Consider the following 12,178-nt stretch of genomic DNA (forward strand, 5'->3'; position numbering starts at 1 on the left):
TCAGGCCAGGGCCTGCCGCAGCAGCACCGCCACATGGACCGGCTTGCGTCCGGCCCCTTCCTCGATCTGGTGGCGGCAGGAAAATCCGTTGGCCAGCAGGGCCGTGTCCTCGCCGGCAGCCCGCACGGCGGGCAACAACTCGGCCTCGGCCATTTGCAGGGAGATGTCCCGGTGCTCGGCATCCAGACCGAAGCTGCCGGACATGCCGCAACAACTGGCCTCGATGAATTCGAACTCCAGACCGGGAATCAGGCGCAGCACCTTGCGCAATGACTTCATGGCCCCCACCGCCTTCTGGTGGCAATGACCATGGACCAGGGCCTTGGGCAGGGCCACGGCCTTCAGGTCCAGGCTCATGTTCTTGCGGTCGTGCTCCCGTGCGATGAATTCCTCAAACAAATAGACCTGCTTGGCCAAGGCCTGGGCCGCCTCGCCCAGACCCAGCTTGAGGTGTTCGTCGCGCAGAGACAGGATGCAGGACGGTTCCAGACCGACGATGGGGATGCCGCTTTCCAGGGCCGGACGCAGGGCTTCCAACATGCGTGCGGCTTCGCGCCGGGCCGCGTCCACCTGGCCCAGGGACAACCAGGTCCGGCCGCAGCACAGGGGCCGCCCCGGTTCTGGGTCGTTGGCCGCCGGCGCCAACACCCGCACCTGGTAGCCCGCCGCCGTCAGCACCGCGTGGGCGGCCTCGGCGATCTCGGGCTCGAAGTGGCGGGCGAAGGTATCCACCAACAGGTACACGGGCTTGTCCTCGGCGGCTTGCGACGGCGCGGCAACGGGCTCCTGGTAGGCCTGGGGCGCCGGTTGAGGCAGTTGGCGCCGGGCCGAAATCCCCAGCCAGCCCTCGCCCAGGGTCTTGAGCACGGTACTGCGATTGCGCCAGGCCACCAGGCGCCCCAACAGTCCACGGTATTGCAACCAGCGCGGCAGACCGGCGAACAAGCGGTCGCGCAGGGGCACGCCGCTCACCTCGTTGCGCTGGGCCTGGTATTCGATCTTGATGGCCGCCATGTCCACCGCGTTGGCGCATTCGCGCTTGCAGCCCTTGCAGCCGACGCAAAGATCCATGGCCTCGGCCAATTGGGGATGGGCGAAGGGTTGTTCCCCCAGTTCGCCATTGAGGGCAGCCTTGAGGGCCAGCACCCGCCCGCCGGGGGATTGGGCCGGATCGTCGGTGACGCGAAAGCTGGGGCACATGACCCCCTTGGGCTTGCGCTGGCACAGTTTGTCGCTGATGCAGACGGCCACGGCCTTGGCGAAATCGCCGCCGGTGGCCGGAATACCGGCGTAGGCATCGCCCTGGCCGGCGGTTTCGTAGGACGACCAATCAAGATGGTGTTTCATGGAATCTCCCTTGCACGGGGGATGCCATGCAAGATTTACTCCCCTTGGGCCTCCTTGAATTTCAACCACTTACCCGCCATCTGTGCGTCATGAATCCGACAATCCTCAGCCCCTCGCTCTTTCGTTAGAATCGGCCCATGCTCGACGCCCGCGCCCAGACCCTGCTCAAAACCCTGATCGAACGCTACATCGCCGAGGGCCAGCCCATCGGCTCCCGTACGCTGTCCAAGTATTCGGGTCTGGAGTTGTCGCCGGCCAGCATCCGCAACGTCATGTCGGACCTGGAGGAAATGGGCTTCATCACCAGCCCCCACACCTCCGCCGGCCGGGTGCCCACTCCCCTGGGCTACCGTTTGTTCGTGGACACCCTGCTCACGGTGCAACCCCTGGCCAAGCAGGAAATCAGCGAATTGCAGGGCGTCATCCAGCCCAGCCAGCCCCAGCGCATCATCAGCCAGGCCTCGCAGCTATTGTCGGAACTGACCCACTTCGCCGGCGTGGTGGTGGCACCCCGGCGCCAACAGCCCCGCATCAAGCAGGTGGAGTTCATCAACATCTCGGACAAGCGCATCCTGCTCATCATCGTCACCGCCGACGGCGAGGTGCAGAACCGCATCCTGTTCACCCAACGCACCTACACCCCGTCGGAACTAGTGGAAGCGGCCAACTACTTCAACCAACACTGCCTGGGCCTGGACTTCGAACAGATGCGCAGCAAACTCCAGGAAGAGTTGCGCCAATTGCGCAGCGACATGACCGAGCTGATGGCCGCCGCCATGGAGGCCGGCCACGAGGCCACCGCCGACACCTCCGCCCAGTACGTGATTTCCGGCGAACGCAACCTGCTCGACGTGGAGGATTTTTCCTCCAACATGAGCCGTCTGCGGCAACTGTTCGACCTGTTTGAGCACAAGACGTCCCTCGCCCAATTGCTGGAGCTGTCCAACCGGGCGGAAGGCGTGCAGGTGTTCATCGGCGGCGAATCCGGCATCGCCCCCCTGGACGAATGTAGCGTGGTGGCCGCCCCCTACGAGGTGGACGGCCAGGTGCTGGGCACCGTGGGCGTCATCGGTCCCACCCGCATGGCCTACGAACGGGTGATCCCCATCGTGGACGTCACCGCCAAACTGATTTCCTCCGCGCTCTCGGCCCCCTGAGCCGTCCTCTTCGATTCTCGCCACCTATGCCCCGTTTCGCACCCGAACCCGATTTCCGCCACGGCACGCCGGGCAAGACCGCCGTGTTGTTGGTCAACCTCGGCACCCCGGCCGCCCCCACGGCACCCGCCCTGCGCCAGTACCTGAAGCAATTCCTCTCCGACCCCCGCGTGGTGGAAATTCCCCGCCTGCTCTGGTGGCCCATCCTGCACGGCATCATCCTCAACCTGCGCCCGGCCAAATCGGCGAAAAAATACGCCGCCATCTGGCAGCAGGAGGGCTCGCCGCTCCAGGTCCATACGGAAAAACAAGCCACGCTGCTGCGCGGCCTGCTCGGCCAACGCGGCCGCCAGGACCTGCTGGTGGACTGGGCCATGCGCTACGGTCAGCCGTCCATCCCGGCGGTGCTGGACCGGCTCAAGGCCAAGGGCGCCAACCGGATTCTCGTGGTGCCCCTCTACCCCCAATACGCCGCGGCCACCACGGCCAGTGTCATGGACGAGGTGGCGGACTGGCTCAAGACCGTGCGCAGCCAACCGGAACTGCGCGCCGTCCACCACTACCACGACCAGCCGGGCTACATCGCCGCCCTGGCCCAATCGGTGCGGGATTACTGGGCCATCAACGGCCGCCCGGACAAGCTGGTGATGAGCTTCCACGGCCTGCCCCGACGCAGCCTGGACCTGGGCGACCCCTACTATTGCGAGTGCCAGAAAACCGGCCGCCTGCTGGCCGAAGCCCTGGGGCTGGGCCAGGAGCAGTACGCCGTCACCTTCCAGTCCCGTTTCGGCAAGGCCAAATGGCTGGAGCCCTACACCCAGCCCAGTCTGGAAGCCCTGGGCAAGGCCGGCACCCAGCGGGTGGATGTGATCTGCCCCGGTTTCGTCGCCGACTGCCTGGAAACCCTGGAAGAAATCGCCCTGGAATGCAAGGCGGCTTTCCTCGCCGCGGGGGGCAAGACCTTCCACTACATTCCCTGCCTCAACGAGCGCCCGGATGGCATTGCCGCCCTGGCGGACCTGGTGCAGGAACACCTGGCCGGTTGGCCCGTCGAAACCGCCGATCCTTCGATACTGGAACGGGCCAGGATCTTCGGCGCCCTGGCATAACCCGTCCCGATACGCCATGAGCGACGGCCTCATCATCCCCTGCCCCCACTGTCAGGCCGCCAACCGGGTGCCGGCAGCGCGGCTGTCGGAAGGGCCCAACTGCGGCAAATGCAAGCAGCCGCTGTTTGCCGGGGTTGTCCAGGCCCTAGACAACAGCGCCTTCGACGCCCTGGTCGGACGTAGCGACTTGCCGGTGGTGGTGGATTGCTGGGCGCCCTGGTGCGCCCCCTGCCGCACCATGGCGCCCGTCTTTGCCGAAGCCGCCCGCCGACTGGAGCCCCGCTATCAACTGGCGAAGGTGGACACCGAGGCCCACCGCGCCTTGGCGGCACGCTTGAACATCCGCAGCATTCCGACCCTGATCGTGTTCCACCAGGGACGCGAAGTAGCACGCCGCGCCGGCGCCACGGATCTGCACAACCTCATGACTTGGATTCAATCCGTCGTCTAAGCGGTTGTTTTTTCTACCGCTCCCATGACAAATAAAAATACTTTCTAAAGCAATGACTTAGGGCGCCGTTGACGGGTCTACCACCCTTCACGGAACTCGCCCGCCATGAAAATCAGCGCCGCCAACATCGAGCTGAACGCCAGCCACAGCTACTTCGCCAAGGAACAGACCAGCACATCCCTCGAGACCTGGGTCACCGCCACCCCTGCGAAACAACAGGCCAGTCAGGCCGCCCTGGTTTCCGTCTCCGATGCCGGCCAATCCCTGGCCAACCAGCAAGTACAGCTTTCCGCCGCCCAGGAGGCGGCCAGCAAGGATCCCCTATTGCAGCTGCTGTTGCGGGTGGTGGAGTCCATCACCGGCCAGCCCATTCACCTGTTGTTTTTCACCGCCGACGCCGAGAGCGACAGCCCCAGCGTCAGCGTCGCCCTTCCCGCCGACGGCCAAGTTCACCTCGCCACGACCGGTGAGGTTGCCACGCCAGTCCGGCTGAGCACCGGCATGCGCTACGAATACAGCCACAGCTACGAGGAAAACGAAACCACCCAGGTTTCGGCGGAAGGCACGGTACGCACCACCGACGGGCAGGAAATCAAACTCTCCCTGGGACTGACGATGAACCGCAGTTACCGCGAGGAAAGCCAGGTCAGCATTGAGGTCGGCGCGAAAAAACGCCAAGACCCGCTGGTGATCAACTTCGCCGGCACCGCCGCCCAATTGCGCGACCAGCGTTTCAGCTTCGACCTGAACAGCGACGGCAACAAGGAAAGCCTGGCCCAACTGGGCTGGGGCAGCGGCTATCTGGCCTTCGACCGCAACGGCAACGGCCGCATCGACAACGGCCAGGAACTGTTCGGCCCGGCCACGAACTCAGGCTTCGGCGAACTAGCTCAGCTCGATAGCGACCACAACGGCTGGATCGACGAGAACGACGACGCCTATGGGAAGCTATCCGTGTGGACGCCGGACGAAAACGGCGAAGGCCGCCTGCAGTCCCTGGCCTCCCTCCAGGTCGGCGCCCTTTACACCGGCCACGTCGCCAGCCCCTTCGAATTGCGCGGCCGGGGCAACAGCGATCTGGGCGCGGTCAATGCAACCGGTCTATTCCTGCGCGAGGACGGCAGCAGCGGAACGTTGCAAGAACTTGATTTGACTGTGTGAGGCAGCCCATTTCCGGTGAACACCCGACGTGATTCAGGCTTAAACTGCCAGAATCACTATCGGAGGATTGTTCAATGCCGCGCTTTTCGGACATGAAAATTTGGCTTCGTCTCACCCTCGCCATCGGGTTCATGATGATCTTGGCTTGGTCGGGGATGATTGTGTGGGAAAGCCATTCCAGCCGGCAGACGGCCATTTCCCAGGCCAAGGAGTTCTCCTTGTCCATGCACGAAGCCACCCTGGCGGGTCTGACCGGCATGATGATCACCGGCACCGTCGGCCAGCGGGAGGTTTTCCTCGACCAGATCAAACAACTATCCATCATCCGCGACCTTAAGGTCATCCGTGGCGAGCCCGTTTCCAAGCAGTTCGGCCCCGGCAACGCCAGTGAAATCAAGGCCGACGAGGTGGAACAGAAGGTACTGACCACCGGCCAGGAATTCAGCGAAGTCCAATCCGACGACAAGGGCGAGTACCTGCGCGTCGTGCGTCCCGCCCTGGCCCAGCACAACTACCTGGGCAAGGACTGCCTGATGTGCCACCAAGTACCGGAAAAGACTCCCCTGGGCGTGGTCAGCATGAAGATCTCCCTGGACAACGTCAATGCCGCCGTCTCCGCCCAGCGCATCAAGTCCCTGCTGGCAGCCCTGGTCATTAGCATCCCGCTGCTGACCTTCGTCTATATCTTCATCCGCAACTTCGTCACCAACCCCATCGACAAGATGGTGGACGGCCTGCGCGACATCGCCTCCGGCGAGGGTGACCTGACACGCCGCCTGGAAGTCCGTGGCCGCGACGAAATCGGCCAGGCCTCCTCCGTCTTCAACGACATGATGGTCAAGTTCTCCGGCCTGGTGAGCCATGTCAGCGAGTCCGCCAGCCAGGTGTCCTCCGCAGCCCGCGACCTGGTGGGCGGCGCCGAACAGGTCGCCGGCAGCTCGACCCAGCAGCACACCATGGCCGACCAGGCCGCCCACGCGGTGGAGGAAATCGTCTCCAGCATCGCCGACATCGCCCACAGCACCGACAAGGTGCACGAACAGTCCCGGGAAAGCGAGCGCCGCTCCCAGGAAGGCACTCGCAGCCTGACCCAGTTGGTAGGCGAGGTGAGCATGGTGGAAACCACCGTGCGCCAGATCGCCGAATCCGTCAGCCACTTCGTGTCCAGCATGGAAGCCATCACCAGCATGACCCGGGAAGTGCGGGACATCGCCGACCAGACCAACCTGCTGGCCTTGAATGCTGCCATCGAGGCGGCCCGGGCCGGCGAGCAGGGCCGCGGTTTTGCCGTGGTGGCCGACGAGGTGCGCAAGCTGGCCGAGAAGTCCGCCTCCTCCGCCAGCGAAATCGATACCGTGACCCGCAGCCTCACCGAGCAATCCGAAGCGGTCCGCCACTCCATCGACGAAGGCCTGGTGCACATCGCCTCCAGCCACTCCCAGGTGGAAAACGTGGCCGACGTGCTCACCGCCGCCGCCAACTCGGTCACCGAGGTGGGCCACGGCCTGGATACCATCGCCGCCGCCACCGAGGAACAGCGTCGCGTATTCACCGAGGTCGCCAAGACCATCGAGGCCATCACCGCCATGGCACGGGACAACCACACGGCCTCCGACCAGACCGCCTCGGCCGCCCACGCCCTGCAAACCCTGGCCAACAATCTGCAAAGCGCCGTGGGCCGTTTCCGTACCTGAAATCGCCCCGGTCCAAGGACGGCTCCTGCGGGAGCCGTTTTTTTTTGCGTTTTTCGCGCCCCTCCCCCTTGAATCGGGCAAAACCCGCCCCATATGGGGGCTATCGTTTTCACCCATCTCATTGAATCATGACGGACTCCCTCGAAAACCAAGCCCAAGATCCGGCAACCCCGGCCCCCGACGCTACCGCCAACACCACCGCCGACACGGCGGAAGTCATGCCCAGCCTGGAGGAATCCCTCAAGGCCGCCGAATTGAAGGCCGCCGAACACCACGACGCCTGGCTGCGGGCCAAGGCCGAAGGCGAAAACATCCGCCGCCGCGCCCAGGAGGACATCGCCAAGGCCAGCAAATTCGCCGTGGAAAAGTTCGCCAGCGAGCTCCTGGCGGTCAAGGACAGCCTGGAAGCCGCCCTGGCCAATGAAAAACAGGATGCCGAAACCCTCAAATCCGGCGTCGAGCTGACCCTCAAGCAACTGGTGGCGGCTTTTGAAAAGTCCACCCTGACCGAAATCAATCCCCTCGGCCAGAAGTTCGATCCCCATAAGCACCAGGCCATCAGCCAGATCCCCGGCCCCGAAGGCACCGAGTCCAATACCGTGCTCAACGTGCTGCAAAAGGGCTATGCCCTCCACGACCGGGTGATCCGTCCGGCCCTGGTGGTGGTCTCCCAATAAGGGCTTGAAATTCGGGGCGATAACCCCACTTCCAGAACAAGCAAGTATTCGCCGCAAGGCAAACCACATTCAAACGAAGGAACTCAACATGGGCAAGATTATCGGTATCGACCTGGGCACCACCAACAGCTGCGTTTCCGTGATGGAAGGCGGCAAGCCCAAGGTGATTGAAAACTCTGAAGGCGCACGCACCACCCCCTCCATCGTGGCCTATGCCGAAGATGGCGAAATCCTGGTGGGCGCCCCCGCCAAGCGTCAGGCCGTGACCAACGCCAAGAACACCCTGTTCGCCGTCAAGCGCCTGATCGGCCGCCGCTTTGAAGAAAAGGAAGTGCAAAAGGACATCGACCTGATGCCCTTCGCCATCGTCAAGGCCGACAACGGCGACGCCTGGGTTGGCGTCCGTGACAAGAAGCTGGCTCCGCCCCAAGTTTCTGCTGAAGTGCTGAAGAAAATGAAGAAGACCGCCGAGGACTACCTGGGCGAGGAAGTCACCGAGGCCGTGATCACCGTGCCCGCCTACTTCAACGACAGCCAGCGTCAGGCCACCAAGGACGCCGGCCGTATCGCCGGTCTGGAAGTGAAGCGCATCATCAACGAACCTACCGCTGCCGCCATCTCCTTCGGCCTGGACAAGCAGGAAGGTGACCGCAAGATCGCCGTGTTCGACTTGGGCGGCGGCACTTTCGACATTTCCATCATCGACATCGCCGAAATCGACGGCGAACACCAGTTCGAAGTGCTGTCCACCAACGGCGACACCTTCCTCGGCGGTGAAGACTTCGACCAACGCCTGATCGACTACATCATCGAAGAGTTCAAGAAGGAACAGGGCGTGAATCTGAAGCAGGACGTGCTGGCCCTGCAACGCCTGAAGGAAGCCGCCGAAAAGGCCAAGATCGAGCTGTCTTCCTCCATGCAGACCGAAGTCAACCTGCCCTACATCACCGCCGACGCTTCCGGTCCCAAGCACTTGGCCCTGAAGATCACTCGTGCCAAGTTCGAATCCCTGGTGGAAGAGCTGATCGAGCGCACCATCGAGCCCTGCCGCCTGGCCATCAAGGATGCCGGCGTCAAGGTCAGCGACATCGCCGACGTGATCCTGGTGGGCGGCATGACCCGCATGCCCAAGGTGCAGGAGAAGGTGAAGGAATTCTTCGGCAAGGAACCCCGCAAGGACGTGAACCCCGACGAAGCCGTGGCCATCGGCGCCTCCATCCAGGGCGGCGTGCTGCAAGGTGAGGTGAAGGACGTGCTGCTGCTGGACGTGACCCCCCTCTCCCTGGGTATCGAAACCCTGGGTGGCGTCATGACCAAGCTGATCACCAAGAACACCACCATCCCCACCAAGCAGAGCCAGACCTTCTCCACCGCCGACGACAACCAGAACGCCGTGACTATCCACGTGCTGCAAGGTGAGCGGGAAATGGCGACCGGCAACAAGAGCCTGGGCCAGTTCAACCTGACCGACATTCCGCCCGCCCCGCGCGGCATGCCCCAGATCGAGGTCACCTTCGACATCGACGCCAACGGCATCCTGCACGTGTCCGCCAAGGACAAGGCCACCGGCAAGGAAAACAAGATCACCATCAAGGCCAACTCCGGTCTGTCCGAGGATGAAATCAACCGCATGGTGCAGGACGCCGCGGCCCACGCCGAGGAAGACAAGAAGGCCCACGAACTGGTGGATGCCCGCAACCAACTGGACGGCCTGGTGCACTCCGTGAAGAAGGCCGTGGCCGAGCACGGTGACAAGATCGAGGCGGCCGAGAAGGAAGCCATCGAAACAGCCATCAAGGACGCCGAGGAAGCCATCAAGAGTGGCGACAAGGCCGCCCTGGACGCCAAGTCCGAGGCCCTAGCGCAGGTCAGCCAGAAGCTGGGTGAAAAGATCTACGCCGACGCCCAGGCAGCCGCGGGTGCCGCCGGCGGTGCCGGTGCCGCTCCCGGCGGCGAGGCCAAGAAGGACGACGGCGACGTGGTGGATGCCGAGTTCACCGAAGTCAAAGACAAGAAGTAATCAGCCGGCAAAAGAAACGCGGGCCGTCGGCTGATGTCAGCCGCGGCCCCTTTTCGTTACTGAATGACTAGAGAACGCCATGGCGAAACGTGATTTTTATGAGGTTCTCGGCGTCAACCGCGATGCGAGCGACGACGAGATCAAGAAGGCCTACCGCAAGCTGGCCATGAAGTTCCACCCGGACCGCAATCCGGACAACCCCAAGGCCGAGGAACAATTCAAGGAAGCCAAGGAGGCCTACGAAATTCTGTCCGACGGCCAGAAACGGGCGGCCTACGACCAATACGGCCACGCCGGCGTGGATCCTTCCATGGGCGGTGCCGGCATGGGGGGTGGCGGCATGGGCGGCTTCGCCGATGCCTTCGGCGACATCTTCGGTGACATCTTCGGCGGCGGACGCAGCGGCGGCGGCGGACGTTCCAACGTTTATCGCGGCGCCGACCTGCGCTACAACCTGGAAATCACTCTGGAGGAAGCCGCCCGGGGTACCGAGACCCGCATCCGCATCCCCACCATGGAGGAGTGCGAGGATTGCGGCGGCAGTGGCGCCAAGAAGGGCACCGAGCCCAAGACCTGCCCCACTTGTAACGGCCACGGCCAGGTGCGCATGCAGCAGGGCTTCTTCTCCATCCAGCAGACCTGCCCCAAGTGCCACGGCACCGGCCGCTACATTCCCACCCCCTGCCCCAGCTGCCACGGCGCCGGACGCAAGAAAACCCACAAGACCCTGTCGGTCAAGATTCCCGCCGGCATCGACGAGGGCGATCGCATCCGCCTCAGCGGCGAGGGCGAGCCCGGCGTCAACGGCGGCCCTCCCGGCGACTTGTACGTGCAAGTACACCTCAAGGAACACACCGTCTTCCAGCGGGACCACGACGATCTGCACTGCGAGATGCCCATCAGCTTCACCATTGCCGCCCTGGGGGGCGAGATCGAGATTCCCACCCTGGATGGCGTGGCCAAGCTCAAGATCCCCGCCGAAACCCAATCGGGCAAGGTCTTCCGCCTGCGCGGCAAGGGCATCAAGGGCATCCGCTCCGTGGGTCACGGCGATCTGCTGTGCCACGTGGCGGTGGAAACCCCGATCAACCTCACCGACCGGCAAAAGGAACTGCTCAAGGAGTTCGAGGAAATCAGCCAGGGCAACGTCAAAAAGCACAATCCCCGGGCCCAGTCCTTCATGGACAAAGTGAAAGATTTCTTCGCCGGCTGACCGACCCTGGTGCCAAAACAAAAAGGCATGTCCTGTTGGACATGCCTTTTTTTATTGCCCCAGGGGGTCACAGCGGCCCATCACCTTGTCAGCCGCCCCTGGCGCGTTCCCCCTGCAAAAACGTGGACAAGTGTTTGGGTTGTAGTCGTTGCACCTCAGCCAACAGTCGCGGCGAGATGGCGGCGACCTGCTTGTCCCGCAGGGCCGCTTTGATCCGCACAAACAAATGCGCCGTCGCCTCGGCATCGGCCAGGGCCCGGTGGTAACGTCCCGTCAGTGGCAGGCCGAGAAACTCGACCAGGGACGCCAGCTTGTGGTTGGGGGCCAGGGGGAAGACACGACGGGCTAGGAGCAGGGAACACAAAAACTCCTGCTCCCCGGACAAGCCCAGGGCGGCCAATTCCGCCTGCCAGAACTTACGATCGAAGGCGGCGTTGTGCGCCACAGGAACAGCCTGGCCGACGAAATCCGCCGCCTCGGCCATGACGGCAGCGACCGCCGGCGCCTGGCGCACCATGGCGTCGGTAATGCCGGTCAATTGCTGGATCTGCCAGGGAATGGGCTGCCCCGGATTCATCAGGCTCTGGTAACGGTCCACCAGTTGCCCGTCGCGGACCAAGACGATGCCGATCTCCGTGGGACGCGCACCCTGCCCCGGCGAGACGCCGGTGGTTTCGAAGTCGATGACGGCGTAGGTGGTCAAAACCCGGGCGGCGGGAGAATCAGTCGCGGAAGTTGCCGTACTGAAGGGGGTAGTCGGTGATGCTCTTGCGCACCAGGGCGATGGTGTCTTGCAGCACGTCGCGCTTGGCGCCGGTCACGCGCACGGCATCGCCCTGGATGGCGGCCTGCACCTTGAGCTTGCTGTCCTTGATGAGCTTGACGATCTTCTTCGCCAGCTCGGACTCGATACCCACCTTGATCTTGAGTTCCTGCTTGGCCTTGTTACCGGACACCACCTGCACGTCGCCGATGTCCAGGCGCTTGGTGCTTTCCGGCTGCTTCTTTTCCAGTTGGGGAAAGAGGATGTCCTTGATCTGGCCCAATTGGAAATCGGAATCGCCCCAGACGGTGATGACCTTGTCCTTCTCGTTCAACTCGGCCTTGGCGGACGTGCCCTTGAAGTCGTGGCGGTTGCCGATGAGGCGACCGGCCTGCTCCACGGCATTCTTCAATGCCACCATGTCGGCTTCGGAGGAAATGTCAAAAGAGGGCATGGGATGACTCCTTAAAACAAATGACCAGAATTCGTGAAGAAACCGTAGCGAGCAGGCCAAGACCGTTTCGAGAAGCACAGCCGTACAGTGAGTACGGCGAGCATCGCAGGAGCGGGATTGGCCTGCGCAGTA

The 12,178-nt window shown here is 63.4% G+C and carries 11 protein-coding genes; 8 read left to right on the forward strand and 3 right to left on the reverse strand.

Going from position 1 to position 12,178, the window contains the following annotated elements:
• Positions 1-1,347 carry a (Fe-S)-binding protein gene (locus tag ACYQ2U_RS11170; RefSeq protein WP_459950446.1) on the reverse strand — a complete coding sequence of 449 codons (1,347 nt, stop codon included), beginning with the start codon at positions 1,345-1,347 and terminating at the stop codon, positions 1-3.
• Between the two features lie 137 nt (positions 1,348-1,484).
• Between ACYQ2U_RS11170 and hrcA the strand changes: the two genes are divergently transcribed.
• From hrcA to dnaJ, 8 genes are all read left to right on the forward strand, one after another.
• Entirely contained in the window at positions 1,485-2,504 is a 1,020-nt protein-coding gene (hrcA, locus tag ACYQ2U_RS11175) for a heat-inducible transcriptional repressor HrcA (RefSeq protein ID WP_459950447.1), read from the forward strand.
• Positions 2,505-2,530: 26 nt separating this feature from the next.
• The gene (gene hemH / locus ACYQ2U_RS11180; RefSeq protein WP_459950448.1) at positions 2,531-3,613 is read left to right on the forward strand and encodes a ferrochelatase; all 1,083 of its coding nucleotides are present in this window, start codon (positions 2,531-2,533) and stop codon (positions 3,611-3,613) included.
• A gap of 16 nt (positions 3,614-3,629) precedes the next feature.
• Complete coding sequence (trxC, locus tag ACYQ2U_RS11185; protein ID WP_459950449.1) at positions 3,630-4,064, forward strand: thioredoxin TrxC; 435 nt, start codon at positions 3,630-3,632, stop codon at positions 4,062-4,064.
• Between the two features lie 105 nt (positions 4,065-4,169).
• Positions 4,170-5,225, forward strand: coding sequence for a hypothetical protein (locus tag ACYQ2U_RS11190; RefSeq protein ID WP_459950450.1), 1,056 nt, complete (start codon positions 4,170-4,172; stop codon positions 5,223-5,225).
• A gap of 92 nt (positions 5,226-5,317) precedes the next feature.
• The gene (locus ACYQ2U_RS11195) at positions 5,318-6,919 is read left to right on the forward strand and encodes a methyl-accepting chemotaxis protein (protein WP_459950451.1); all 1,602 of its coding nucleotides are present in this window, start codon (positions 5,318-5,320) and stop codon (positions 6,917-6,919) included.
• A 128-nt stretch (positions 6,920-7,047) separates the two neighbouring features.
• Positions 7,048-7,596, forward strand: a complete 549-nt coding sequence (gene grpE / locus ACYQ2U_RS11200) for a nucleotide exchange factor GrpE (RefSeq protein ID WP_459950452.1) — start codon at positions 7,048-7,050, stop codon at positions 7,594-7,596.
• Between the two features lie 88 nt (positions 7,597-7,684).
• Positions 7,685-9,616: a molecular chaperone DnaK gene (gene dnaK, locus ACYQ2U_RS11205; protein ID WP_459950453.1), complete on the forward strand. Its 1,932-nt coding sequence runs from the start codon at positions 7,685-7,687 to the stop codon at positions 9,614-9,616.
• 79 nt (positions 9,617-9,695) lie between these two features.
• Complete coding sequence (dnaJ, locus tag ACYQ2U_RS11210; protein WP_459950454.1) at positions 9,696-10,829, forward strand: molecular chaperone DnaJ; 1,134 nt, start codon at positions 9,696-9,698, stop codon at positions 10,827-10,829.
• Positions 10,830-10,917: 88 nt separating this feature from the next.
• On the opposite strand, the gene ACYQ2U_RS11215 is transcribed toward dnaJ, so the two are convergent.
• Both ACYQ2U_RS11215 and ACYQ2U_RS11220 read right to left on the reverse strand, forming a co-directional pair.
• Complete coding sequence (locus ACYQ2U_RS11215; protein WP_459950455.1) at positions 10,918-11,532, reverse strand: 3'-5' exonuclease; 615 nt, start codon at positions 11,530-11,532, stop codon at positions 10,918-10,920.
• A gap of 19 nt (positions 11,533-11,551) precedes the next feature.
• Positions 11,552-12,046, reverse strand: a complete 495-nt coding sequence (locus ACYQ2U_RS11220) for a YajQ family cyclic di-GMP-binding protein (RefSeq protein ID WP_459950456.1) — start codon at positions 12,044-12,046, stop codon at positions 11,552-11,554.
• Positions 12,047-12,178 lie beyond the last annotated feature (132 nt).

The organism is Denitratisoma sp. agr-D3 (assembly GCF_054658675.1).

Excerpts from the sequence above, each read along its gene's own strand:
- grpE (WP_459950452.1), top strand. The coding sequence starts at position 7,048 with ATGACGGACTCCCTCGAAAACCAAGCCCAAGATCCGGCAACCCCGGCC.
- dnaK (WP_459950453.1), top strand. The coding sequence starts at position 7,685 with ATGGGCAAGATTATCGGTATCGACCTGGGCACCACCAACAGCTGCGTT.
- dnaJ (WP_459950454.1), top strand. The coding sequence starts at position 9,696 with ATGGCGAAACGTGATTTTTATGAGGTTCTCGGCGTCAACCGCGATGCG.
- ACYQ2U_RS11195 (WP_459950451.1), top strand. The coding sequence starts at position 5,318 with ATGAAAATTTGGCTTCGTCTCACCCTCGCCATCGGGTTCATGATGATC.
- trxC (WP_459950449.1), top strand. The coding sequence starts at position 3,630 with ATGAGCGACGGCCTCATCATCCCCTGCCCCCACTGTCAGGCCGCCAAC.
- ACYQ2U_RS11170 (WP_459950446.1), bottom strand. The coding sequence starts at position 1,347 with ATGAAACACCATCTTGATTGGTCGTCCTACGAAACCGCCGGCCAGGGC.
- ACYQ2U_RS11190 (WP_459950450.1), top strand. The coding sequence starts at position 4,170 with ATGAAAATCAGCGCCGCCAACATCGAGCTGAACGCCAGCCACAGCTAC.
- ACYQ2U_RS11220 (WP_459950456.1), bottom strand. The coding sequence starts at position 12,046 with ATGCCCTCTTTTGACATTTCCTCCGAAGCCGACATGGTGGCATTGAAG.
- hemH (WP_459950448.1), top strand. The coding sequence starts at position 2,531 with ATGCCCCGTTTCGCACCCGAACCCGATTTCCGCCACGGCACGCCGGGC.
- hrcA (WP_459950447.1), top strand. The coding sequence starts at position 1,485 with ATGCTCGACGCCCGCGCCCAGACCCTGCTCAAAACCCTGATCGAACGC.